20 protein-coding genes and 4 pseudogenes are annotated in these 21763 nt (G+C 63.1%); 17 read left to right on the top strand and 7 right to left on the bottom strand.

The genetic code is table 11. The features are described from left to right. The first annotated feature begins 479 nt into the window (after positions 1 to 479). The gene (locus tag G7047_RS22835; RefSeq protein ID WP_019726278.1) at positions 480 to 794 is read left to right on the top strand and encodes a DUF736 domain-containing protein; all 315 of its coding nucleotides are present in this window, start codon (positions 480 to 482) and stop codon (positions 792 to 794) included. Between the two features lie 337 nt (positions 795 to 1131). Here the strand turns inward: G7047_RS22835 and G7047_RS22830 are convergent, their stop codons facing one another. Both G7047_RS22830 and G7047_RS22825 read right to left on the bottom strand, forming a co-directional pair. Further along, positions 1132 to 2172 carry a DUF4917 family protein gene (locus tag G7047_RS22830; RefSeq protein ID WP_166310284.1) on the bottom strand — a complete coding sequence of 347 codons (1041 nt, stop codon included), beginning with the start codon at positions 2170 to 2172 and terminating at the stop codon, positions 1132 to 1134. Positions 2173 to 2411: 239 nt separating this feature from the next. After that, positions 2412 to 2705, bottom strand: coding sequence for a helix-turn-helix domain-containing protein (locus G7047_RS22825; protein ID WP_166310282.1), 294 nt, complete (start codon positions 2703 to 2705; stop codon positions 2412 to 2414). A gap of 209 nt (positions 2706 to 2914) precedes the next feature. On the opposite strand from G7047_RS22825, the gene G7047_RS22820 reads away from it, so the two are divergent. From G7047_RS22820 to G7047_RS22775, 9 genes are all read left to right on the top strand, one after another. Beyond that, a complete protein-coding gene (locus G7047_RS22820; RefSeq protein WP_166310280.1) occupies positions 2915 to 3277 on the top strand; it encodes a DUF2958 domain-containing protein in 363 nt (120 codons plus the stop codon). Between the two features lie 345 nt (positions 3278 to 3622). Beyond that, on the top strand, positions 3623 to 4396 hold the full coding sequence (locus G7047_RS22815; protein WP_166310278.1) for a DNA -binding domain-containing protein: 774 nt from the start codon (positions 3623 to 3625) through the stop codon (positions 4394 to 4396). A gap of 83 nt (positions 4397 to 4479) precedes the next feature. Next, on the top strand, positions 4480 to 4770 hold the full coding sequence (locus G7047_RS22810; protein ID WP_166310276.1) for an AlpA family transcriptional regulator: 291 nt from the start codon (positions 4480 to 4482) through the stop codon (positions 4768 to 4770). Positions 4771 to 4796: 26 nt separating this feature from the next. Then, positions 4797 to 5654 (top strand): replication initiator protein A, encoded by an 858-nt coding sequence (locus G7047_RS22805; protein ID WP_166310274.1) that lies wholly within the window; start codon positions 4797 to 4799, stop codon positions 5652 to 5654. Positions 5655 to 5922: 268 nt separating this feature from the next. Next, positions 5923 to 6561, top strand: a complete 639-nt coding sequence (gene parA, locus G7047_RS22795) for a ParA family partition ATPase (protein WP_166310270.1) — start codon at positions 5923 to 5925, stop codon at positions 6559 to 6561. Further along, a complete protein-coding gene (locus G7047_RS22790; RefSeq protein ID WP_166310268.1) occupies positions 6558 to 6830 on the top strand; it encodes a chromosome partitioning protein ParB in 273 nt (90 codons plus the stop codon). The genes parA and G7047_RS22790 overlap by 4 nt, the downstream gene beginning before the upstream one ends. Then, on the top strand, positions 6827 to 7384 hold the full coding sequence (locus G7047_RS22785) for a DUF2840 domain-containing protein (RefSeq protein ID WP_166310266.1): 558 nt from the start codon (positions 6827 to 6829) through the stop codon (positions 7382 to 7384). Before G7047_RS22790 ends, G7047_RS22785 begins: the two co-directional genes overlap by 4 nt. Further along, a complete protein-coding gene (locus G7047_RS22780; RefSeq protein WP_166310264.1) occupies positions 7381 to 8001 on the top strand; it encodes a S26 family signal peptidase in 621 nt (206 codons plus the stop codon). Before G7047_RS22785 ends, G7047_RS22780 begins: the two co-directional genes overlap by 4 nt. A gap of 448 nt (positions 8002 to 8449) precedes the next feature. Beyond that, positions 8450 to 10429 carry a relaxase/mobilization nuclease and DUF3363 domain-containing protein gene (locus G7047_RS22775; RefSeq protein ID WP_166310262.1) on the top strand — a complete coding sequence of 660 codons (1980 nt, stop codon included), beginning with the start codon at positions 8450 to 8452 and terminating at the stop codon, positions 10427 to 10429. A 33-nt stretch (positions 10430 to 10462) separates the two neighbouring features. On the opposite strand, the pseudogene G7047_RS31555 reads toward G7047_RS22775, so the two are convergent. Then, positions 10463 to 10774, bottom strand: a pseudogene (locus tag G7047_RS31555) (transposase); the annotation flags it as partial. A 292-nt stretch (positions 10775 to 11066) separates the two neighbouring features. Here G7047_RS31555 and G7047_RS22770 point away from each other — a divergent pair. Beyond that, a complete protein-coding gene (locus G7047_RS22770; RefSeq protein WP_166310260.1) occupies positions 11067 to 11690 on the top strand; it encodes a YbhB/YbcL family Raf kinase inhibitor-like protein in 624 nt (207 codons plus the stop codon). A 235-nt stretch (positions 11691 to 11925) separates the two neighbouring features. On the opposite strand, the gene G7047_RS22765 is transcribed toward G7047_RS22770, so the two are convergent. Beyond that, the gene (locus tag G7047_RS22765; RefSeq protein ID WP_166310258.1) at positions 11926 to 12831 is read right to left on the bottom strand and encodes a LysR substrate-binding domain-containing protein; all 906 of its coding nucleotides are present in this window, start codon (positions 12829 to 12831) and stop codon (positions 11926 to 11928) included. Between the two features lie 136 nt (positions 12832 to 12967). Here G7047_RS22765 and G7047_RS22760 point away from each other — a divergent pair, with 136 nt between their 5' ends. The 6 genes from G7047_RS22760 to G7047_RS22735 all read left to right on the top strand — a co-directional run bounded on the left by G7047_RS22760 (position 12968) and on the right by G7047_RS22735 (position 19616). Continuing rightward, a complete protein-coding gene (locus G7047_RS22760) occupies positions 12968 to 13351 on the top strand; it encodes a VOC family protein (protein WP_166312216.1) in 384 nt (127 codons plus the stop codon). Next, positions 13348 to 14280 (top strand): NAD(P)-dependent oxidoreductase, encoded by a 933-nt coding sequence (locus G7047_RS22755; protein WP_166310256.1) that lies wholly within the window; start codon positions 13348 to 13350, stop codon positions 14278 to 14280. Before G7047_RS22760 ends, G7047_RS22755 begins: the two co-directional genes overlap by 4 nt. After that, entirely contained in the window at positions 14273 to 15967 is a 1695-nt protein-coding gene (locus G7047_RS22750) for an IlvD/Edd family dehydratase (RefSeq protein WP_166310254.1), read from the top strand. Before G7047_RS22755 ends, G7047_RS22750 begins: the two co-directional genes overlap by 8 nt. 38 nt (positions 15968 to 16005) lie before the next feature. Beyond that, positions 16006 to 17355 (top strand): NAD(P)H-dependent oxidoreductase, encoded by a 1350-nt coding sequence (locus tag G7047_RS22745; protein WP_166310252.1) that lies wholly within the window; start codon positions 16006 to 16008, stop codon positions 17353 to 17355. A gap of 84 nt (positions 17356 to 17439) precedes the next feature. Further along, the gene (locus G7047_RS22740) at positions 17440 to 18411 is read left to right on the top strand and encodes a tripartite tricarboxylate transporter substrate binding protein (RefSeq protein WP_166310250.1); all 972 of its coding nucleotides are present in this window, start codon (positions 17440 to 17442) and stop codon (positions 18409 to 18411) included. A gap of 137 nt (positions 18412 to 18548) precedes the next feature. Beyond that, positions 18549 to 19616 (top strand): esterase, encoded by a 1068-nt coding sequence (locus tag G7047_RS22735; RefSeq protein ID WP_371813819.1) that lies wholly within the window; start codon positions 18549 to 18551, stop codon positions 19614 to 19616. Between the two features lie 30 nt (positions 19617 to 19646). On the opposite strand, the pseudogene G7047_RS31205 reads toward G7047_RS22735, so the two are convergent. The 3 pseudogenes from G7047_RS31205 to G7047_RS31550 form a co-directional block, all read right to left on the bottom strand. Beyond that, a pseudogene (locus G7047_RS31205) lies at positions 19647 to 20002 on the bottom strand (RNA-binding S4 domain-containing protein); the annotation flags it as partial. Beyond that, positions 19999 to 21153: pseudogene (locus tag G7047_RS22725) on the bottom strand (IS3 family transposase). The pseudogenes G7047_RS31205 and G7047_RS22725, both read right to left, overlap by 4 nt. 55 nt (positions 21154 to 21208) lie before the next feature. After that, positions 21209 to 21301: pseudogene (locus tag G7047_RS31550) on the bottom strand (transposase); the annotation flags it as partial. Between the last annotated feature and the right edge of the window lie 462 nt (positions 21302 to 21763).

The raw sequence follows: 21763 nt of genomic DNA, 5'->3' as shown, positions 1-21763 counted from the left end.
CAGCTCCTGCCCATCACGTCACGAAGGACGGTTCACGCCAGTTCACGCCCCCCCGCTCGGCATCGCCATGGAGCTTCCACGCCACGCCTCAAGACCAGCGCCGCAAGGTGGGGGGGGGATCCTTGTCCGTCGTTGGGTGATTGACCTGGCCCACGTCAGCGGGCGAGCCGGAGCAGCCTTCATGCGGGGATGCCGAGTCGGCCCCATCTCCTTTCGGAGCGGTTCGGCCCAAGGCGTCCTTGTCTCGTTGTGAATCCTGGCGATGGCACGGCTGCGCCTCGGGCTTCATGGCTGCAACCGTCCGGCGAAAACAATTTCCCCGCCGCTGCACGGCTTCCTCGCGGGACAAATTCTTTTCGTCTCCCGGCTCTCCACTGCGTTGCGACCGCATGCGGTGCAGCCCGCCCGTCCCCCGCCGGTCGGATCACAACAAGGACGCGATGGGCGCGAACCTTGTTCCACTGAAAAGGAGTTTCATCATGGCCAACATCGGCACCTTCACCGCAGACAAAGACGGCTTCACCGGCACGCTTCGCACCCTGACGCTCAACGTCAAGGTCAAGCTGGTGCCCAACGACAAGGGTGACAACGAGAAGGCCCCCGACTTCCGCCTGCAGGCGGCCAGCCACGACATCGGCGCGGCGTGGAAGAAGACCAGCGAGGCCGGGCGGGAGTACATCTCCGTGACCCTCGACGATCCTTCGTTCCCGGCCACAGTCTACGCCCGCCTGATCGAAGGCGAGGACGGCACGCACGACCTGATCTGGTCGCGCAGCAAGCCCCAGGCGGCGTGACCGCCGCCTGCAGTGTCCCACCACACGGCGGGGTGCTGCGCTGTCAGTTCGTCCCGAACGCGGCAGTGGCAGGCAGTGCCCTGTAGCGTGCTGCGTCCCTGCCTGAGAGCTGTGTCTTTGGCTGCTGTCAGAGCATGGCGTGTCGGCGCGATGCGCCGCCGGGCTTTGCGGGCTGCGCCCCGTGCCGTCTATGCCGTCACGGCCATTCGGCTCCAATCCCTCACGCCTTCGCGCCTGCGGCGCTGCGCGCTTCGCTTGCCTCCAGGGGGTTGGCGCAAGGCCCATCCCCGCGGCGCGCAGCTTGGCTGCCTCTCGACACTGGCTATTCAGGACCGCTCTAGTACCCGAATTGACCAAGTCCTGGAGGAGGAGGCACTGCTTGAATCCAGCAACCGGGACTTTCGCTATCGAAAAAATCTACGTGAACAGGTCCAAGATCATCTTGAATGACTTGATACGCGTAATTGCAGTAGACCTGATCACCACGAAAAACAGAGACCGCCACCCGCTGAACTCCGGTCCCACGCATCCGTTTCAGCAGATGCCGGTCGTGCTCCCCGATTCCCCAACCGAACAGTGTCAACGCGAATCGCTGCGACGTGAGCACCTCCCGGTACACTGTAGCCAAATAGTAGCTATTCTGGATCGAGGACACCTTCTGCTGCATCGTTCCCTCGCTGACAAACAGCGGCACGACTTGCTCGCTGCGCCACGCCTGCAGAATCGCCTCCAGCAGGCCCGCTCCAGCACTATGGATCTTGAGTTCCTGTTCCACAACATTGCGGCATAGCGCCAAGTTTCCATGGGGATAGAACACCAATGTGTTGGTTCGCTCCCGATAGGGCTCACGGAATCTCTGCCACGCATCATTGAAGGCGCCGTGTGCGCCGTTTCCAAGGAAGCAATCCTTGAACAGATGGCCGTCTTGGACATTGAGCCCATAGGTCATCGTCCAGTAGACCAACAAGTCGTAGTTTAGAGAAATGACTGTGTCGAACCCCTTCAGAAACTGGTACATGCTGGGCAATCGACCATTCACCAGATCGTATTCAGGATGCACGTTGCGAACGGCTTGAATCAAACACTCTCTAACATTCAGGTAGGCCTGGTGCGTGCGATGGTCTGGTATCTCCAGTGACTTGTTGACGTTGGACGCCTGCCATACCAGTCGGAGGATCAATTCGAAGTCGGATGTTCCGAAAAAGCGAAAGAGGCGATTTACATCATCGGCGAGTAATCCCGTTCGCTGGGCATGCTCCAGCAGTGAGCCGTAGCCGAAGCTGGGCGAGACAGCCATGCTCGCCCCGTTGCCCAGAAGAATCGTTCCTTGTTGGTAATTGGGTGCAACCTGCGTCCACTGCGCGATGGGGTATGGCATCCCTGGCTCCTCTTCGTTGTTCGTTTACATGATGATACTTTGGGGGGTGATCATGAACGCACAGTCCGCCCGAGCAGCTGATAGATCGCTTGTGCTCCATTCTTGGTCTGCGGGGCTGCGCGCTTCGCTTGCCTCCTGGGGAAAGCCCTGCGGGCTATCCCCGCCGCGCAGGCTTGGCGCCCCTGGAACACCGCCGAACCGGCTGAGCCGGATCGGCCATGCTAGGCGAACGCTATGGGCTATGGCGTGTCACTTTTCTTCGCCACAGTCTCCAGCTCCTGCCGCACCTGCGCCAGCAGTTGGTCGGCCTGCCGCAGGTCATCACCAGCATAGGCCAGCGTCAGCAGCGTGAGCGGATGGACCTCCATGACCTCGCACAGCTCGGCGAGCTTGTTCAGCGTCGGGCTTTTCAGGTCGCGCTCCAGCGTGCTCATGTAGGTGCGGCTGGAGACGTCGGAGAACGCCTCCTGGCTCAATCCACGCGCTTTCCTGATGGTCTTTAGTGCCTCCGACAATGTATGTTTAGCTGCCAACCCTGGATCTCCCCAAAATCCAAGATGACAGTCGATTGTGCCCTATAGGGCTACAATCTATAGTGTTCACTTATGCCGGTCTGCCGCTTTCGTGCTTTTACGGAAATCCGTATCTGCGGCTTCGCACAGAAGCGCAAAGCCGCTTGCGTGCTTCTGACCAAACCCGCCGATGCGGCTCTGTGCTTTCACGCTTTGGCGGATTCGTGCGAATGAAGGGGCAACACGTAGACCGACTCATCACCGAGGACGAGCGCAGGCAACTGCTGGAGCACGGCGAGGCCCGTGCTGCTGGCCAGGCCATCGACCCGCAGCCCGTCGTGCGGCTCTTCACACCGAACGCGCACGCCACCTGGCTGCTGGCTTCGCTCAATCCAGCCGATGGCGACACGGCCTATGGCCTGATCGACCTGGGGATCGGCATGCCCGAGCTGGGCGAGATCAAGCTGTCCGACCTCGCGTCCATCGTCGGGCCGCGCCGGCAGCCCGTGATGCGGGATCGGTATTTCCGGGCGGCCCGCACGCTGTCGGAGTACACCCTGCTGGCCCAGGAGAACGGTTCCATCCTCGATTGAGCGGTTCGCGCCTAGGCCAAGTCGGGCGCATTGAGGCTATATCGGTCTTGTTCCAGACCTGTCAGGTCTTAGTCGGCACTGTTGCACCAAACCGGTGCCACTCTGGCGAAACCGGCCATGACGCAGCGCACGTCATGGGGCACGGTGGATGGCGCAGGAGGCGGCATTTCCTCGCGCGCCACCGTCGCATTAAGACGATCCGCACAACAGACGGTATTGCTTTTCGTCTTGACACGCAAGTTACTAATCGACCAGATTATTCACGATTGGATGCTAGTTTGATGCGGTGACGTTGGCGTGCGAAACCTGTGACGGCTTTCCTGCGATTTCAGGGGAGCTTGTGTCATGGCCGAGCCGCACCACCTTGCGCACTGGTATCCAACCGCCGCCTATCTCTACGTCCTGTGCCTGGACACCCTCGCCCTAGCCTGGGAGTACCTGCGCCGCCATCCCGACTACCGGCTCGACTGGCTGCGCCACCATCGCCGGCGACCAACCCATCAGGATGGCCAGCAAGCGGCCCACCGCTGGGGCATGCGCTTGCTGGAAGACCCGGCCCTGGATGCGCGCGACGCGCATCCGGCCTGGCTGCCTGGCCACAACGCCATGGTGCAGCTCCATCCCGATGCCGATCCGCCGCCCGAGGCGGCGGCCTTCGAGTTCTGGAGCATTCCAGGCCACAAGCAACTGCTGCATGACGGCAAAGGGCTAGCGCTGATCGCGCGCGGCCCTGGCCATTGCGCGCGCTTCGCGCTGGCGCCTGGACTGGAGGACGGTATGGCGGTCGCCTATGCCCACCGTGGCCGTGGCGCTCCGCATGTGCCTGATACGCCGGCCCCGATGGCCCGGCCCCGGCCACCGCCTGCGGCGCTGCTGGAGCTGCACACCTTGCAAGCGCTCGACGCGACCCTGGCGGGCGCGTCCTTGCGCGACGTGGCCGAAGGGCTGTTCGGCGCCGACGCCGTGGCGGCCGACTGGCACGCCGATGGCGACCTGCGCGCCCGCGTGCGCCGCTTGGCGCGCCGGGGCAATGCGCTGATGCGCGGCGGCTATCGCCGCCTAGCACAGCTTCCTCCGCTTGAGAAGGGACGTTTTGATGGGGGCGCAAAACGTCCCTGAGCAGCGGAGCTTCGTTTTCTGAGACTGCCTCCATCCGGTTGCGCTGTGTGGCCGGAGCTTTGAAAGCTATGGAGGAACACCTCATGCGTCCTGCTCCCTTGCGGCCTGCCGCCGCCCCCGCAACTGCTTCGACCGCTGCCGCGCAGCCGCAGCGCTATCTCACCAATGACGAAGCCGCCGACTACCTGCGGCTTTCGCCGCGCACGCTGGAGAAGCAGCGCGTGCTCGGTGGCTGCCCCAAGTTCCGCAAGTTCGGCCGCCGCGTCATGTACGCCGTGGCCGACCTCGATGCCTGGGCCGCTGAACGCAGCTTCGAGAGCACGTCCGATCCTGAATACGCCGAGCAGCATTCGGCGGACAGCCGTGCGCGCTGATCGCTGGCGCGCGGGTGGCCTTCGCCATGTCCAGCCCTGCGCTGCCGTCCCGGCAGCGGCTATTGCAGGAACACAGGCAAGAACGCGAACAGCTCGACCTGTTCCGCGCCTTGCCGGGCGACATGGCGCCGCGCGACAGCCAGGACCTGATGGCCTTTCCGTTCTTCTCGCTGGCCAAGTCGCGGCGCACGGCGCCGATCGACTTTCAGACCAGCGGCGTGACGATTCGGGTGGAAGGCACGCAGGAGCACGGCATCGCCACGATCTGGGATGCGGACGTGCTGATCTGGGCCGCCAGCCAGATTGTGGAAGCGCGCGACGCGGGCCTGCGCCCGTCGCGGCTGATGCAGGCCACGCCCTACGAGATCCTGCGCTTCATCGGGCGCGGTACGTCGCTGCGCGACTACCAGCGCCTCAAGGCGGCCTTGGATCGCCTGCAGTCCACCACGGTGGCCACGTCGATCCGCGGGACCACAGGAAGGCGCCTGCACCGCTTCTCGTGGATCAACGAGTGGAAGGAGCTGGCCGACGCCCGCGGCACGCCGCTGGGCATCGAGCTGATTCTGCCGGACTGGTTCTATGGCGGCGTGCTGGATGCGGCACTGGTGCTGACCATCGATGCGGGGTATTTCCGGCTGACGGGCGGCATCGAGCGCTGGCTGTACCGCCTGGTGCGCAAGCACGGCGGTCACCAGCCAGGCGGCTGGCAGTTCGACTTCCGGCATCTGCACCGCAAGTCGGGCAGCACGGCCAAGCCCTACGACTTCGCCTGCGACCTGCGCGCGCTGGTGGGGCGGCAGTCGCTGCCCGGCTACGTCCTGGGCATCGAGCGGATGGGCGGGGCCGAATTGCTGACGTTCCGCACGGTACGTCCCGTGCCGTAACTGGCACGGGGATAAACGGTGCGAAGCCTGTGGACGGGCTCGTGCTATCAGGCGTGCCAGGTCTCGTGCTATCAGGCGTGGGACTATCGTGCTATCAGGCGTGTCCATCGCCCGCCAAGCCAATGCTGGCGCGGGTTTCGGCCTGTCTTAACTTCCCTAACTTAAATGCTCTAACTTTTAGTAGAAGCGCCGCGCCTCGGTGGACAACCGCCGCGCAGGCAGAAACGCAGCAGCAACGGCCGGGCTTTCCAACGCGGAGGGCCAGGCCATGATCGTCGCGCTGCTCAACCAGAAAGGCGGCGTGGGCAAGACCACGCTCGCCACCCACATCGCCGGCGAGTTGGCGATGCGCGGCCAGCACGTCGTGCTGCTGGATGCCGATCCGCAAGGTTCATCGCTGGACTGGACGCAGCGCAGAAGCCAGCAAGGCTTGCCACGGCTGTTCAGCGCCGTGGGCCTCGCTCGCGAAACCCTGCACCAGGAAGCACCAGAACTCGCCAGACGGGCCGATCACGTCGTCATCGATGGGCCGCCCAGGATCGCAGCGCTGGCGCGCTCTGCGCTCCTGGCGGCCGAGCGGGTGCTGATCCCGGTACAGCCCAGTCCCTACGACCTGTGGGCCAGCGCCGAGATGGTGGCGCTGATCCGCGAGGCGCAAGTCTTCCGGCCGCAGCTCCGCGCAGCCTTCGTCATCAACCGGCGCGTCAGCACCACGGTGATCGGGCGCGAAGCGCGTCAGGCGCTCGCCGACCAGCCGCTTCCGGCGCTGCGCGCGGAAGTGCATCAACGCATCGTGTTCGCCGACAGCGTGGCCGCTGGCCGGCTTGCACGCGAGACGGCGCCGGACAGCGCCGCCGCCCGCGAAGTCACCGCGCTGGTGGACGAACTGCTGCGGTGGCCGACATGAGCAACGGCAACACGTCCAGCAGCAAGCGCGTCGGCATCGGCGCCCGACCGCCCGCGAATCCTCACGCCGAGGCGTGGATTCGCGAGGGTAGCGCCGACGACCTCCAGAAAGGCGATGTCTATACGGCACGCCTGACCCTCGACATCACGCCTGCCATGCGCTCGCGCATCAAGGTCTCGGCCTTCACGCAGGGCGTGACGGTGGCCGACCTGCTGCGCGGCCTGCTGGAACGGGAGTTTCCTGAGCAACGCAGGGAGAACACACCATGACCGCATCCACTTCGCCGGCCTGCGAGCCTGCCGCTGACGCGGCCACGGCTGCGCCGCAGCCATCATTCATCGCGCCTTGCGGCCAGCCGACCAGCGCGCCGCTGACGCGCGTGGCGCTGGCCTACATCGAGGCCCGTTTCAAGCTCTACCTGCGCTTCGGCGAACCCGCGCGCACGCACCAGCTCGACCGCTGGCGGCGCAGCGCGGTGTTCCTGCCGGGCGCGCTGTTCTGCCGCATCCGCTGGCAAGCCAACGACTACGGCACCGTGCGCTGGCAGCTCATGGTGATGCAGGCATGCACGCCGCTGGATGGCGCGCAGCGCATCCCCGGCGTGCAGCCGGGCGCGCGCCTCCTGCTGCATGCCGAGGGCGAGGGGCAAGTGCGCGCCGTGCTGGAGCGCATCGACGCCATCGAGGCGCTGGGCATCGCACCCGTTGCCGTCTCGCCCGCGTACTGGCGCACGCTCGCCAACCGGCTCGCCGCGCGCCTGCCGCTGCCCGAATACACCGCCGAGCGGCACGCCGCATGGCTGACCGGGAGGGCGCTGCCATGACAGCCGTTTCCACCACTGGCACCGTGCCGCGTCCTCGCTCGCACACTCGCTCACGTCAGCGCGCTCGCATCGTGCTCGCAGGCCTCGCCGCCTGCGGCCTCGCTGCGCTGGCCTGGGCGTCCTTCGTGCATCCGCTGCCGCGCCTGACCTACAACCCGTCCGACAGCGTGGCGGTCGGTTGGTATCGCATCGATCCGCTCGATCCGCCCGCTCCGGGGGCGGGCTCGCTACTCCGTCCACTACCGCCGTCAGTGCACGTCGGCAGCATCGTCCTGACCCGCTTGCCGGCAGACGCCGCCGCGCTGGCTGCGCAGCGTGGCTACTTGCCGACACGTGTGCCGCTGCTCAAGCGCGTGGGCGCCATTGCACCGCAGGAGGTTTGCGTCGCGGGCGGCAGCGTCCGCGTCGACGGCGTGCCTTCGGCCGCCGTGCTGCCTGCCGATCGGCTGGGCCGTCTGCTGCCGTCCTGGCCGCAGTGCAGGCAGCTTCAGCCGGGCGAGCTGTTCCTGCTCAGCGTCACTAATCCGGCGTCGTTCGACAGCCGGTACTTCGGGCCGGTCAGCGCATCCGCCGTGATCGGCGTGGCGCACCCGGTCTGGCTGGAGAAACGCCCATGATGACCGCCGACTCGCTGCACGTCACCGTGCATCTTGTCGTGCCATCGGACGTGTCGATCCGGTGGCATTCAACCTGTCGTCGCGCGTGCAGTGCAAGCGCCCATCCTGCGGCTTGGGCGCTGCACTTCACGCTGCTCTCTCACGTGCAGGCGTCTTGCCTCGAACGCGCCGGGCCGGTGGCCCTGGACGCGTTCGCCGGGGCGCTGGCTGCCTGCAGCGCAGCGCCACCGGGCCGCCGCTGCCGGGAGCGCGAGCGGGAGGCAAAGGCGGAAGGCAAGACAAAAGGGAGCGGCACCTGTCGGCCCGCAAAGCCAGTCTGCACGTGGGGGTGGTGTGGCACGCAGCGGCTTCGCCGCCGTGCCGCTGGGCGCGCGAGGCTCGCACCAATGCGGGCATGTCCGCGTGCTTCGCACGACGGCCTACGCCATAGCTTTCAAGGGATGCAGCCATGACCAAGCGCCGCGATGACGATTTCCGCATCCGTCCCACTGCCCCGAAGAGCCGGGGTCAGGGCTTCATCGCCAAGGTGCTCCAGCAGACCGGCAAGGCCAGCAGCGGCAAGTCCTCGGTGCGTCGTCCGGCATCGGCTGGCGGCGGCAAGATCACCGGCCAGCGGCCCGGATCGCGCCTGGGGCGCGGCCACACGGCGGCGCGCTTCGCGGGCGCGAAGCTCACGCCCATGTCGCGGCGCGTGACCATCAAGACTTTGCTGGTGAACCAGCAGCGGGCCAGCCCGCAGTCGCTCGCCAAGCATCTGCGCTACGTCGAGCGCGACGGCGTAGGCCGTGATGGTGAACCGGGCCGGGCCTATGGGCCGCAGACCGATGCCGCCGACCTCGACGCCTTCAAGGAACGCTGCGCCGATGATCGGCATCACTTCCGCTTCATCGTCTCGCCCGAGGACGGCGCCGAGCTGGAAGACCTCCACACCTACACGCGGCACTCGATGGGCCGCATGGAAGCCGACCTGGGCACGCGGTTGGAATGGGTGGCGGTCGATCACTGGAACACCGACAACCCGCACACCCACCTGATCGTGCGCGGGCGCGACGACACGGGCAAAGACCTCATCATCGCGGGCGACTACATCACCGATGGGTTCCGCCATCGCGCAGCCGAGCTGGCGACCGAATGGCTGGGGCCGCGCACCGAGCTGGAGATCCAGCAGACCTTGCGGCACGAGGTAGAGCAAGAGCGATGGACAAGCCTGGATCGCACGCTCAAGCGCGAGCTGGGTGACGATGGCCTAGTGCATGTCGAACGGCTCAACGAGCCGAGATTGCAACGCCAGCGCCTGCTGTTGATCGGCCGCCTGCAGCGCTTGCAGCGGCTGGGCCTGGCCGATGAAGTGCAGCTCGGCACCTGGGCCATCCATGCCGATGCCGAGAAGACCTTGCGAGCCCTGGGTGAGCGTGGGGACATCATCCGTACCATGCAGCGGGCCATGAGCGGCGAATCGCGCGAACTGGCGGTGTTCGAGCCAGGGGATGATGGCCGCTCGATCGTCGGGCGTGTCGCCGCGAAAGGGCTGGCCGACGAATTGCACGACCGGGGCTACTTGGTCATCGACGGCGTGGACGGCAAGGCCCACTACGTCGTGCTGAATGCCCGTGACGAGCTGGCAAACTACCCGGCCGGCGCCGTTGTGGAGGTGAAGGGATCGGCCGACGTGCGCGCTGCCGACAGGAATATCGCCGCGCTGGCGAGCAGTGGCCTGTATCGCACCGACCATCACCTTGCCATCGCCCAAGGCCAGGCCGGGCCCGGCCGTGATCCGCAAGAGGTGGTGGCAACCCACGTCCGCCGGCTGGAAGCCTTGCGCCGCGCAGGCATTGTGGAACGTGTGGCCGAAGGTCTATGGAAGGTGCCAGACGACTTGCCGGAGCGTGGGTGCCAGTACGACGCACAGCGCCGGGGCGGTGTGGCTGTGGAGCTGAAATCGCATCTGCCCGTCGAGCGGCAGGCCCGCGTGATCGGAACCACCTGGCTCGATCAGCAACTGATCGGCGGCGGCAAAGGGCTGGGCGATCTGGGCTTTGGCAGCGATGCCAAGCAGGCCATGCAGCAGCGCGTCGACTTCCTGACCGAACAGGGACTGGCCGAGCGGCGCGGGCAGCGCGTGATCCTGGCGCGCAACCTGCTGGGTACGCTGCGCAACCAGGAACTGGCGCAAGCCGCGAAGGACATTGCCGCCGAGGCGGGTCTGGAGCATCGGCCCTTGGCTGACGGGCTGCGCGTGGCGGGCATTTACAGGCGCTCCGTCATGCTCGCCAGCGGGCGCTATGCCATGCTCGAGGACACAATGGGATTCAGCCTAGTGCCGTGGAAGCCGGTGATCGAGCAGCGGCTGGGACAGCAGATAGCTGCAAAGATGCGCGGCGGCGTAGTGTCCTGGGAGATTGGTCGGCAACGCGGCCCCTTCGTTTGATGGAGGGCCACCTATGTCAACCTCTAAGAGTAGCTAACAAAACGCTGCCAATGAGCGCAAGCAAATGACACAGCAGGCCAAGGAGTGCCAAGCGACATGAATATCAATGCTTCGCTCAAAGCGAGTGCACAGCTCGCCTAAGGCGGCCAGCCAGGCATGGGTGCGCTCAACCACCCATCGATGGCGCCCGAGGCGGTCATTTCGCTCGATCCCTTGCGCGCGACGCGATCATTGATTCCTCTGCATATGAGGTGAACACGGTCCGTAGCCCTTGTCAGCATGCAATTTTCCGGGCCGCCAGCTTGGCCGGCCCCGCTGGCCACCTACCGTCGGCAGGGCATCGACTTACTACTCTAATCCACCGAGTCATGCATGTTCGGATCGGCGACGCAGAACATCATGGTGATGCCTTGAGTGCAGCCTTTGTAGCGAACAAAGACTCACTTTGGATTTTCTCGCTGGTGAAGTAGATGCACATCGAGCACGATCGCTAGCGCTGCGTTACTGAGCTTGATACTCCCCAGGTGTCAGCTGTCGCCGTGAAAATCGCGCCGATTTCAAGAAAAATTTTGTCGATTCGGTAACAAAAATAATCTGCAGCAATGCAATTCGATCAAATTACTATGAAGGAGTATTCATGCATCTCAAGTCCTCGTTGACGACGTTGGCAACAGTAGCAGCCCTTGCTCAGCTCAGTGCTTGTGGAGGCAGTGAAGCCGCGGCTCAAACGCCAAGTTTCACACTCATTAGTCCAGACCTAGCATCGGGCTCATTTACTAATCAATTCATTGCAAACGGATTTGGATGTACAGGTGGCAACGTTTCGCCAGCGCTAGAGTGGCGCAACGCACCAGCAGGAACCCGATCATTTGCCCTCACGATGTACGATCCGGATGCTCCTACTGGTAGCGGTTTCTGGCATTGGGCTGTCTACAATATCCCTGGAAATGTATCGGGTTTGGTGCAAGGTGCTGGCAACGCCTCGGCAAAGCTGCCAATACCGGCTTTTGGCGGAAGCAATGATTTTCAAGACACTGGTGTGAATGGTGTCAATGGGAATTATGGCGGCCCTTGCCCTCCTGCTGGCGATTCTTCACACCGCTATATATTTACGATTTACGCTCTTGCAGTGGAAGACGTCGCGACGGCAGGTGGTGTACCTAAGACAGGTACCGCAGCTCTCTATGGTTTCTTGCTTAACAAGGGACTGAGTAATCAAGTCCTCGGAACGGCGAGTTTTACTGCGACTTATGCCCGTTAAGCGCTGCGCGGCATTATTGTGCTAATCGCCGGCTGGGTGTCGCATCCCGGACGATCATATGGCCGCTTGTGGAATAGGTGCAGGTGCGTTTGATACCACTTTTTCAAGGCCTTGAATGACTTGGTGACATCGGGACCCACGCACACGAACGTGAATGGCTTCCGGGCCATTCTGGTGTGCTGAGTGAAGGGCGTCCAGTGCCGCCGGGGCGATTCAGCTCAACCAACTGCCATGTTCACCGTCTTAAATGCTCGACTAAGAGTGTTGCTGACCCGGAAAGCGTCCTGCTACTGCTTGTGGCGATCAAAAGTTGTCTCTGGGCCCAGGCATCCTTAAGGAACACCGCCTTGAGTCCCCAAGGGCCAAGCTTGCGTGCGCAGGTGCCAAGTGGCAGAACACCGATACCAAGGTTTGCGGCAATCATCTCGCACATCGCGTCGAAGCTTCGCACCTGCACGCGAAGCCGCAAAGGAAAGCCTGCATCCTGTGCGGCGGTAACGATCGTGTTCAGAAGAGAACTGCCGCGGTTCAAACCTACGAAGTCATGGGTAAGGCAGCTCTTGAAGTCAACCTCATCGTGAGCGGCCAATGGGTGTGCTTGTGAACATAGCACTACCAACTGATCGGCCTGATAGGGAAGAGCGTTCAAACCGTGGGTAGGGCCTCCGGCGACGAAGATGCCCACATCTGCCACGCCTTCAACCACTGCGCGCACGATGTCGCCTGTCAGCTGCTCCTCGACCTCCACCCGCGTGTCCGGATAGAGCTCCAGAAAACTCGCTAGTGCGGCTGGTAGGAACTCGACCAGCGCGGACATGTTGGCCCATAGCCGGACATGTCCGCGAGAGCCGCTTGAGTATTCGCTCAGTTCGTTGCTAAACAGCTCGAATCCCTGAAACAACCGCATGGCGTGCTGAAGCGCCACGTGTCCGGCTGGCGTGAGGCGCACGCCTTGTGCAGTGCGCTCCATCAGGACCGCCTTAGATGCCGCCTCGAATTCCGACATTCGCCGGCTAGCCGCTGAAAGAGCGAGATGACAGCGCTCCGCACCCTTGGTAATGCTGCCCGTCTGCGCCACGGCACAGAAGAGACGAAGCGTCACGAAATCGACCCTGGCGGGATTGATCAGTTTGTTGACCATCTGGTGCTTACTGTGTGTACATGGGGTAGGGGTTCGCAATTTGCGAATGGGTGATGCAAAACAAGGAATTCCTTCCTTGGAAATTCGAAGCCACTATACAAGCCATTCGCAAAACGGCAATCAAAGGCTTCAACCCATGATTCATCATTTAGACCATTTAGTGCTGACCACAACCAACGAGCAGGCTTGCATCGACTTCTATGTCGGGTTGCTGGGAATGACGTTGGAAACCTTCGGCCAGGGACGCAAAGCGTTCAAGTTCGGCGAGCAGAAGATCAATCTCCACGTCAAGGGCAACGAGTTTGAGCCCAAGGCTCACCTGCCCGTGCCAGGCGCACTGGACTTGTGCTTCATCGCGGCATTGCCGCTCGATGAGGTTATCGCTCGCATCCAAGAGCAAGGCGTTCAGATCGTTGAGGGCCCGGTGCGGCGCACGGGGGCCAACTACCCGTTGCGCTCCATCTATCTGCGCGACCCAGATCTCAACCTCATCGAAATCTCTGAGAGGGCAGAGGTATGACCGAGCAGACCATTCGTACTACGGTCGGTTTTATCGGGTTGGGTCAGATGGGTAAGCCGATGGCGCTCCGCCTGATTCACGAAGACACCGATTTGCGAGTGACTTCCAAAATTCAGGATGCCTATCCTCAATTGCAGGCTCAAGGGGCTACACCTGTGGAGTCCACTGGCCAGCTGGCCAACGCCCAGATCATCTTTTTGAGCCTGCCTGGAGTGAACGCTATCCGTGACGTGCTGTTTGGCCCCGAAGGGCTGGCACAGTTACTGCGCCCAGGCACCATCGTGGTGGATACCAGCACCGTCGAACATGGCGCGACGCTGGAGTTTCACGAGCGCCTGGCGAAGCTCGGCGTCGATTTTCTGGACGCACCCGTTTCCGGCATGCAGTCCCGGGCCGAAGCAGGGACGCTGACCATCATGTGTGGCGGTGAACAGCGTGTCTTCGACGCGGTGTACCCCTGGCTGGCGCGCATGGGCAACAACATTCTGTTCATGGGGCCAGCCGGCAGCGGCCAGCTGGCGAAGCTGGTCAACCAGTTGCTCTTCGACATTCATTGCGCTGCCCTGGCCGAAATCCTGCCGATGTCGCGCCATATGGGCTTGGACCCGGCCAAGGTGACTTCGATCATCAACAGCGGAACGGGCCGAAGCTATGCCTCGGAGTTTTTCTTGCCGCGCATTCTCGAGCGCAACTTTGGTGACGGTTACCCGTTACAGGCGGCCTACAAGGATTTGGTGAGCGCGGCCGAGCTGGGGGCCCGCCACTGTGTGCCCATGCCGGTGCTGGCAGCCGCCACGGCCACTTACCAGATGAGCCTGCTGGCAGGACACGGCGCCAAAGACAAGGGCGCGATGGTCGCCTTCTATGAAGACCTTCTCGATGTGAGTTTCCAGGCCGACCCGGCGCACAAAGGAGCAAACCATGTCTGAACCTCTGGGCCTGGACAATGGCCTGACAAACTACGGTGATCGTGACTTCGCACGTTACCTGCGCCGCTCCATGGCTCATTCCATGGGCATCTCGGGCGAGTTACTGTCGCGTCCTGTGATCGGAATCGCTGCTTCGCCCAGCGATTTCAACAACTGTCACCGCTACATGCCGCAATTGGTGGAAGCGGTCTCGCGCGGCGTTCTGGCCGCGGGCGGGCTGCCCCGAGCCTTCCCGACTGTTTCGTTGGGTGAAGTGTTCCTGAACCCGACCAGTATGGTCTATCGGAACCTCATGTCCATGGACGTCGAGGAGATGGTTCGCGCTCAGCCGATGGATGCTGTGGTGCTGATCGGCGGTTGCGATAAGACTGTCCCTGCGCAGCTGATGGGCGCGGCTTCGGCCGGGCGCCCTGCGATTCAACTGGTGACCGGCCCGATGTCCACAGGGCGCCACAAAGGAGAACGTCTGGGTGCCTGCACCGACTGCCGACGCTTCTGGGGCAAGTTCCGTGCGGGTGAGATCGATCAGAGTGAGATCCAGATTGTCGAGACTCGCCTTGCGACCACCGCCGGCACCTGCGCCGTCATGGGCACGGCCAGCACCATGGCCTGCCTGACGGAGGCTCTGGGCATCGCTTTACCTGGCACAGCAGCTATTCCGGCTGTGGACTCGCAGCGGCTGGTGGCTGCTGAGGAGACGGGCAAGGCTGCGGTGCGCCTCGCCCATCAGCCGATCCTGCCCTCGCAGATCATCACCGAGCAGTCGGTGGAGAACGCCTTCCGTGTCCTAATGGCTCTGGGGGGATCGACCAACGCCATCATCCATCTGACAGCCGTCGCAGGGCGTCTGGGTATTCGCATCCCGGCCGAGCGGCTGAACCAGATCTCCGATGAAACGCCAGTGCTGGTGGACCTCAAGCCCGTGGGTGAGGGATACATGGAGGACTTCCACGCTGCCGGCGGCATGGGTGCGGTGCTGCGCGAGCTGCGTCCACTGCTGCACCTGGACTGCCTGACGATCGACGGCCGCACGCTGCGCGAGCGTTTGGACGAACCGCAGGGCTGGGTGGATCGTAAGGTGATCCGGAGCTTCGATGCTCCTGTTTCCCCGGTGGGCGGGCTGATCGCACTGCAAGGAAGTCTTGCGCCAGAAGGCGCCATCTTCAAGCGCGCTGCCGCCACGCCTGCGTTGTTCGAAACCGAAGGTCGCGCTGTGGTTTTCGAGAGCCTTGAGGACCTAGCAGCGCGCATCGACAGCCCTGACCTGGACGTGAACGCCGATGACGTCCTGGTGCTCAAGAACGCTGGTCCGCTCGCTGCAGGCATGCCGGAGGCGGGCTACTTGCCCATTCCCTCCAAGCTGGCACGCGCAGGTGTCAAGGACATGGTGCGCATCTCCGATGCGCGCATGAGCGGTACGGCCTACGGAACCATCGTGCTGCACGTCGCGCCCGAGGCGGCTGCGGGCGGACCGCTGGCGGCGGTGCAGAACGGCGACCGTATCCGCCTATCGGTGGCTAACAAGACCATCGACCTGCTGGTCGAGCCAGAGGAGGTCGCGCGCCGACTTGCTGCAGTGAAGCCTCTGCAGCCCAAGCAGGGCGGCTACCGGGGGTTGTACCAGCGCACCGTTACGCAGGCACCCGACGGCTGTGATCTCGATTTTCTGGCCCAGGAGCGCACCTGAAGCGCGCCGATGCCCTCTTTCCTCAAGCAAACAACACCATGAACTTTCATCTTCAGCTTCTCGCTCGTGCAGAACAAGGCAAACCGCTGCGCGTAGGCCTGATTGGCGCCGGAAAATTCGGCTCCATGTACTTGGCTCAGGTGCCACGAACGCCTGGCGTGCATCTGGTGGGCATTGCCGATCTGTCGCCAGCGAGTGCCCACGCCAACCTGGCACGCGTGCACTGGGAGCCTGAGCGCGCCCAGGCTGCCTCGATCGATGATGCAGTGCGTAGCGGCACTACCCACGTGGGGGACGACTGGCAGGCGCTTGTGGCGCATCCCAGTATCGACATCGTGATTGAATGCACGGGCAATCCGATCGCAGCGGTGGATCACTGTTTGGAAGCGTTCAAGCACGGCAAGCATGTGATCAACGTGACCGTGGAGGCCGATGCCTTTTGTGGGCCGCTGCTGGCACACCGCGCACGGCAGGCCGGTGTTGTGTACTCGCTGGCCTATGGCGACCAGCCGGGCTTGGCCTGCGAACTGGTGGATTGGGCTCGGACCTGCGGCTTTCCTATCGTGGCTGCTGGGCGCGGTCACAAGTGGCTGCCAAAGTTCCGCGAATCTACGCCGGATACGGTCTGGGACCACTGGGGTGTGACGGCTGAGCAGGCACGCCTCGGTGGCATGAACCCAAAGATGTTCAATGCTTTCCTGGACGGCTCCAAGCCTGCCATCGAAAGCACTGCTATTGCCAATGCCACTGGACTGCTGGCACCCGATGAGGGGCTGAGCTTTGCACCCGCATCGGTGGAGCAGATCCCTACCGTGATGCGCTTGCGCGAAGACGGTGGTGTGCTGTCCAAAAAGGGCGTGGTTGATGTCGTGTCCTCACTCAATACTGACGGTAGTTCTGTGGGCTACGACATTCGCAAGGGTGTATGGGTGTGCGTGGAAGCTCCCAACGAATACATCCGCCGCTGCTTCAAGGAATACCAAGTATTCACTGACCCGAATGGCCAGTGCATGGTGCAGTACAAGAAGTGGCACCTGATCGGGCTGGAACTAGGCATTTCCGTGGCAAGTGTGGGGCTACGCGGTGAGCCCACTGGCGTAGCGCGGCACTTCAACGCCGACGTGGTGGCCACGGCCAAGCGTGATCTCAAGCCGGGCGAACTGCTCGATGGAGAGGGCGGCTACACCGTCTTCGGCAAGATCAAATCGGCGCGCGAGTCCCTTCGTCTTGGGTGCCTGCCACTGGGGTTGGCACACAACCTCAAGCTGCGCCGGTCTGTCGCTAAGGATCAGTCCCTTACCTGGGACGACGTCGAGATCGACCGCGATCTCTCGGCATTCAAGCTACGCCAAGAGATGGAGACGCTGTTCGCTAACTCGGCAGCCTGAAGCTCGCACCCTCCATTACGAGTTTTCCTGCAACCCAATAGAGCGGCGAAAGTCCGCCGCGCCTTCAATAAAGAGGAGACAAGCATGAAACGAAACGGTATGGCTGCCCTGGCAGCTTTCTGCATCTCGGCCGCCGCATCTCTAGCAGGGGCGGCAGATGTCTATCCCAGTCGTCCGATCACGATCGTCGTTCCTAGCGCCGCCGCCGGGTCGACGGACATCGTGGCGCGGCTGATTGGCGAGCAACTCGCCAAGGATCTTGGTCAACCGGTGGTCGTGGACAACAAGCCCGGCGCTAGCGGCAACATCGGCACCGAGGCCGTAGCTCGCGCCAAGGCCGATGGCTATACCCTGCTGCTTCAATACTCAGGCTACCACGTCGGCAATCCGGCGCTGTTCTCGCAGGTTCGCTGGAAGCCGTTGGACTTCAGTTCCGTGGCCCTAGTCATGCGTGCGCCCCACATCGTGGCCGTGTCCGGAAAGGTGCCAGTCCGGAGCCTGAGCGAGCTTGTCGCCTATGGCAGGAAGGATGGTCGCGGCTTGTTTTACGCGTCCTCCGGCAATGGCTCCATCCAGCATATCGCCGGGGCACTGCTAGGCAAACAGGCGGATGTGCCAATGACGCACGTCCCTTACAAAGGCGCGGGTCCGGTGATCGCCGATCTGATCAGTGGACAGGTAGACCTCTTCGTGACGACGCCGCCGTCGGTCATTGGCCAGGTCCGCGCGGGCAATCTGAAAGCTCTGGCATTCACCGGTCCCAAGCGACATTCATCTCTGCCGGAGGTGCCGACCTCCGCCGAGGCCGGCATGCCTAGCTACCAAGTGGAGTCCTGGTTTGCGCTGTTCGCTCCTGCCGGAACGCCGCCGGAAATCATTCAGAAATTGACCGTCGCAGTAAAAAAGATCGTCGACAGCGACATCTACCGGAAGAAGCTCGAAGACCAAGGTGCATTTGCGACGTATTTGGATCCGCAGGCTCTGGACAAGTTCGTTGCTCAGGAGCTGGCTACTTGGCGGCAGGTGATCAAAGACAACGGCATCAAGGCGGAATGACCCGTCCGCAAAAAGTTGCTTCAAATAGTACTTGCAAAGCGTATCGATGACCTGTCCTATATACCTATAGGTCTGAATCGGTGTGATCGAGAGTGCCAATACAAGGCAAAGTGTCGAAACATCATAGGGAGACGAACATGTACAAACAAATAATGATTGCCGCCGTGACAGCCTGCGCGGCGGTGCTGTCAGGCTGCGGCAGCGCGCATATGGCTCCGGTGGCAGGCCAGGAGGCGGTGGCGGTGGCCGAGATCGGCAGCTTCCACACCGGCGGGCGCTCGGTCACGCTGAGCGGGCTGCCGAAGAAGGAGGTGCGCTTCACGCCCACCTCGCCGCCCACGCTGCTCGATCCCAATGGCGAGTTCGAGGTCGAGCAGATGTACACGCAGTACGTCAAGCTCGCCCCGCAGTCCCGGCGTGCGCGCTATCCGATGCTGATGTGGCACGGCGGCGGCCTAACGGGCGTTACCTGGGAGACCAAGCCCGACGGCCAGCCGGGCTGGCAGATGTACTTTGTCGCCGCCGGCCACGATGTCTACGTCTCCGACGCGGTAGAGCGCGGCCGCGCCTCGTGGGCGCGCTATCCGGAGATCTTCAAGAGCGATCCGGTGTTCCGCACCAAGAAGGAGGGGTGGGAGCTGTTCCGCATCGGCCCGGCCGACAGCTACGACAGCGCCGCCAGCCGGCGCGCCTATCCCGACACGCAGTTCCCCATCGCAGCGTTCGACCAGTTCATGAAGCAGGGCGTGCCGCGCTGGGTCACCAACGACGAGCCTACCCTGCGCGCCTACGATGCGCTGGTGAACAAGGTCTGCCCTTGCGTCATCACCGTGCACAGCCAGGGCAGCACCTTCGCGTACACGCTGGCCAACCGGTATCCGGACAAGATCAAGGCGGTGGTCGGCGTCGAGCCTTCCGGCGCGCTCGATCCCGACAATGTGGACGTGGCGCCGCTTGCCAGGGTGCCTCTGCTATTCGTCTGGGGCGACAAGATCCGCGAAACCCCGCGCTGGCAGGGCATCCAGGTGCCGATGAAGAAGATGATTGCTGCCGTCAAGGCCAGGGGCGGCCAGATAGACGAGATCGACCTGCCGGCGCAAGGCATACGTGGCAACAGCCACATGATCATGATGGACCGCAACTCCGACCAGATCGCCGCCCTGGTGCAGGACTGGCTGGTGCGGCGCGGGCTGGCCACGCGCTGAGGAACGCTGGGACTTCCCGGGCGGGCGTTCGTCGTCGAGCGACGCGCTCCAGCGATCGCGTCCATGCTGCGCCGGTCACGCTTGGTGGGCCGGCCCTCGCGTAGGCTGGCGGCGGGCTCGGGGGGGCTAGGCGCCGGGCCTCGGTGGCCCGGGTGCGCTCGGCGATGCTCTCGGGCGTTTCCTCGTAGAGCTGCTGTGCCACGGGCGCGGGACCGCGGAAGTTGCTCAGGCCCCGCACCACCACCGTGCGCGGCACCCGGCCCTGGCGGGGCCACGGTGTCGCCCGCGCGCAACTCGCGCGCGGCCTTGATGGCCTGGCCGTTGACGCAGACCTTTCCGATCTCATCCACGGCCAAGCCGTCTTTCCCGTGCAGGTAGTAGGTCAGTCAGCGAGTTCAGATGAAGACTTGGGCTTTGAAGTCCCCTCGAATTCCTGAGCCAGCCAGAAGCAGAGGCTAGGGAACAGTTTGACACGGTACTCGACCGGTGGGATGCGGCTGAGGGCTTCATGGGGGCGATGGTGGTTGTAGCGAAGCAGCCAGTCGGCCGTCATGTTACGCACCCCCTGCAGGCTGTCAAAGACGTAGCAATCGAGCACCTCGGTACGGTAGGTCTTGTTGAATCGTTCGACATAGGCGTTCTGCGTGGGCTTGCCAGGCTGGATATAGTTAAGGGCAATGCCTTGGACTGCGCCCATTTCGCTAACGCATCGGCAATGAACTCGGGTCCGTTGTCTAGGCGAATCGACAGTGGCGCACCACGCACCTCCACCAGTTCGTTCAGGGCCCGGATAACCCGCGCAGCCGGCAGGCTGGTATCGACCTCGATGCGCAGGCCCTCGCGATTGAACTCGTCGATGACGTTGAAGGTCCTCAAGCGCCACCCCGACCACAGCGCATCGGCCATGAAGTCGCAGCTCCATCCCTGGTTGGGTTGAGCTGCCGCGTGCAGGGGCTGTTTGACGCGCGCAGGCAGCCTCTTCTTGCACCGGCGGGGCAGGTTCAGCCGCAGCTTGCTGTACACACGCCAGAGCACCGTCTTGCCCCAAGGCTTGCCCTGGTGGCGGGCACTGTCGTACAGCAAGCCGAAGCCGTGACGCGGGTTCAGTGCCATGTGGGCCTGGATGAAGGTGATGACCCCGCAGGCGTCGCGTGCAACGGGCCTGTAGCGCAGTGTGGAGCGGGCGATGCCGCTGGCCTGGCAGGCACGTCGCTGGCTCATGCCGTGCTCTTCTACGAGGGCACGAACGACCATCTCGCACGCTCCGGGGTCAGAGCTTTCGATCAACGACATCCTTGAGCGCGTGGTGCATCAGCGCCAGGTCGGCGTACATGCGTTTGAGCTTGGCGTTCTCGTCCTGCAGCTGGCGCAGTTGCGCCAGGTGAGAGACCGTCATGCCCGAGAACTGGCTTTTCCACTTGTAGTACGTCGGCTCGCTGATGCCGTGCTTTCTGCACGTCTCGCCGACCTTGGCACCCATCTCGACCTCCTTGAGGATGCCGACTATCTGGGCTTCGCTGAATCTGGATTTCTTCACGTAGAGACTCCTGCTGGGGGAATTCTCTAGTTCCGGGTGGCTCAGGTTTTCGAGGGGACTTCAGCTGGGCATCCGAGACGTCCATTTCGCTGAACTTGGCCTTCCAGGCGTAATAGCTGGGCCCAGAGAACCCATGCTTGCGGCACAGCTCCTAGAACGGCAGCTCGGCATCGGCCACACGCACAAGGTCAATAATCTGTTACTCGGTGAATCGCTTTTTCATCGTCCAATCCCCTCTCAGGGGCCATTGGAATCCAGACCGTCGTGTGGCTGATTTCATGGGGCAGCGCTCAAAAAATGTAGCCCTTTGATAGTGCGCGTTGGGATGCGATTGCAGGCTTCACACCGGACCCGGTGGCCGCTTTCACTTAGCGCAGTCAGGCCATGGACGAGAAATTCCGCCATTTGGCGGCCAGTGTGGCTCGTAGTGTCCAAGCCATTCAGTTCAATAGCAAGCTGGGGCTTATAGTGAACGCACCGGCGGCTTTTCACAGTCGGGGAAATATTGTCGAGCCATTCCGGCACGTTTTCTTTGATGTGGGAGGTGGTCAAAGAGGGACAGGCCAAAGAGGGCTTGCGATCGCATCGCTGGCACGACCGTACCGTGCTG

The organism is Diaphorobacter sp. HDW4A, assembly GCF_011305995.1.
Classification (GTDB): Bacteria; Pseudomonadota; Gammaproteobacteria; order Burkholderiales; family Burkholderiaceae_C; genus Diaphorobacter_A.
This window is presented reverse-complemented; position numbering and strand designations above follow the sequence as displayed.

Bases quoted from the DNA above. Each gene is read 5' to 3' on its own strand.
- G7047_RS22815 (WP_166310278.1), top strand. From the start codon at position 3,623: ATGGCCGAGCCGCACCACCTTGCGCACTGGTATCCAACCGCCGCCTAT.
- G7047_RS22760 (WP_166312216.1), top strand. From the start codon at position 12,968: ATGATTCATCATTTAGACCATTTAGTGCTGACCACAACCAACGAGCAG.
- G7047_RS22805 (WP_166310274.1), top strand. From the start codon at position 4,797: ATGTCCAGCCCTGCGCTGCCGTCCCGGCAGCGGCTATTGCAGGAACAC.
- G7047_RS22755 (WP_166310256.1), top strand. From the start codon at position 13,348: ATGACCGAGCAGACCATTCGTACTACGGTCGGTTTTATCGGGTTGGGT.
- G7047_RS22740 (WP_166310250.1), top strand. From the start codon at position 17,440: ATGAAACGAAACGGTATGGCTGCCCTGGCAGCTTTCTGCATCTCGGCC.
- parA (WP_166310270.1), top strand. From the start codon at position 5,923: ATGATCGTCGCGCTGCTCAACCAGAAAGGCGGCGTGGGCAAGACCACG.
- G7047_RS22810 (WP_166310276.1), top strand. From the start codon at position 4,480: ATGCGTCCTGCTCCCTTGCGGCCTGCCGCCGCCCCCGCAACTGCTTCG.
- G7047_RS22775 (WP_166310262.1), top strand. From the start codon at position 8,450: ATGACCAAGCGCCGCGATGACGATTTCCGCATCCGTCCCACTGCCCCG.
- G7047_RS22750 (WP_166310254.1), top strand. From the start codon at position 14,273: ATGTCTGAACCTCTGGGCCTGGACAATGGCCTGACAAACTACGGTGAT.
- G7047_RS22780 (WP_166310264.1), top strand. From the start codon at position 7,381: ATGACAGCCGTTTCCACCACTGGCACCGTGCCGCGTCCTCGCTCGCAC.
- G7047_RS22830 (WP_166310284.1), bottom strand. From the start codon at position 2,172: ATGCCATACCCCATCGCGCAGTGGACGCAGGTTGCACCCAATTACCAA.
- G7047_RS22790 (WP_166310268.1), top strand. From the start codon at position 6,558: ATGAGCAACGGCAACACGTCCAGCAGCAAGCGCGTCGGCATCGGCGCC.
- G7047_RS22745 (WP_166310252.1), top strand. From the start codon at position 16,006: ATGAACTTTCATCTTCAGCTTCTCGCTCGTGCAGAACAAGGCAAACCG.
- G7047_RS22765 (WP_166310258.1), bottom strand. From the start codon at position 12,831: ATGGTCAACAAACTGATCAATCCCGCCAGGGTCGATTTCGTGACGCTT.
- G7047_RS22770 (WP_166310260.1), top strand. From the start codon at position 11,067: ATGCATCTCAAGTCCTCGTTGACGACGTTGGCAACAGTAGCAGCCCTT.
- G7047_RS22735 (WP_371813819.1), top strand. From the start codon at position 18,549: ATGTACAAACAAATAATGATTGCCGCCGTGACAGCCTGCGCGGCGGTG.
- G7047_RS22820 (WP_166310280.1), top strand. From the start codon at position 2,915: ATGAAGGGGCAACACGTAGACCGACTCATCACCGAGGACGAGCGCAGG.
- G7047_RS22835 (WP_019726278.1), top strand. From the start codon at position 480: ATGGCCAACATCGGCACCTTCACCGCAGACAAAGACGGCTTCACCGGC.
- G7047_RS22785 (WP_166310266.1), top strand. From the start codon at position 6,827: ATGACCGCATCCACTTCGCCGGCCTGCGAGCCTGCCGCTGACGCGGCC.